The sequence below is a fragment of the Mesorhizobium sp. M1A.F.Ca.IN.020.06.1.1 genome (assembly GCF_004023265.1).
In the GTDB taxonomy this organism is placed as follows: Bacteria; Pseudomonadota; Alphaproteobacteria; order Rhizobiales; family Rhizobiaceae; genus Mesorhizobium.
Map to the genome: position 1 here is coordinate 1 of NZ_RZSR01001394.1, position 1,088 is coordinate 1,088.

General features: G+C 67.7%; 1 protein-coding gene. It reads left to right on the forward strand.

Features of this window, described 5'->3' with window-relative positions:
* Positions 1-1,088, forward strand: a 1,088-nt coding sequence (locus EOA60_RS34315) for an FAD-binding oxidoreductase (RefSeq protein WP_164899827.1), incomplete at both ends; no start/stop codon positions are given.

Here is a 1,088-nt window from a genome sequence, read left to right on the forward strand (position 1 = left end):
GACTGGCCGGTCTGACGACGGCGCTGCAACTGGCCCGCGCCGGGCGCGAGGTCGTACTGCTCGAAGCCGAGCGCGTCGGCTTCGGCGCCTCGGGCCGCAACGGCGGCTTCGTCAGCCCCGGCTTCGCCACCGGCAGCGACAATATCGCCGCGATGGCCGGCACCGCGGCGGCACAGAAGCTGCACCGATTGTCGATCGAAGGCGTCGAATTCGTGCGGCAGACGATCAAGGATCTCGACATCAAGGCGGCAAAGCCTCGCCCCGGAATTACGGGCGTGCTTCGCCATGACGGCGGCGCCGAACTGAAGGCCCACGCCGAACGGCTGGCGCGGGATTTCGACTATCCGCTCGAATATCTCGAGCGTGACCAGGTGCGCGCGGTGCTGCAGTCCGAGCGCTACTATCAGGGCCTACGCGACCCCAACGCCTTCCACATGCATCCGCTCAACTATCTGCGCTCCGTCGCCGAGGAGATCGAGCGGCTGGGCGGCAGGATCCACGAGGGATCGAGCGCCGTCGAGGCGAGACTCGACGGCCCGCAAAAGACCATGCGCACAGCAAACGGCGAAGTACGCGCGCGGCAGGCGGTGTTCGCCACCGGCGGCTACACAGGACGGCTGCTCGGCCAGTTGAGACGGGCCATGTTGCCGATTGCGACCTATGTGATGCTGAGCGAGGAGGCCCCGGAGCTCATCGCCAGCGCCATCGCGACGACCGACGGCATAGGCGATAGCCGCCGCGCCGGCGACTACTACCGGGTCGTGGAAGACGGGCGGCGGCTGCTCTGGGGTGGGCGCATCACCACGCGGGCCGCTTCGCCGGCGGCGCTGGCCTGGGAATTGCGCCGGGAGATGGTCGGAACCTATCCTCAGCTCGCTGCGCTCAAGACCGAACTCGCCTGGTCGGGGCTGATGGCCTACGCCCGGCACCTGATGCCCCAGATCGGACAGCTGCAGCCAGGCGTCTGGTATCTCACGGCGTTTGGCGGCCATGGCATCAACACCACCGCCATGGCCGGCAAGGTAGTGGCCGAGGCGATACTAGGCCAGTCGGACCGTTACCGGCTGTTCGAACGGTTCGGACTGACC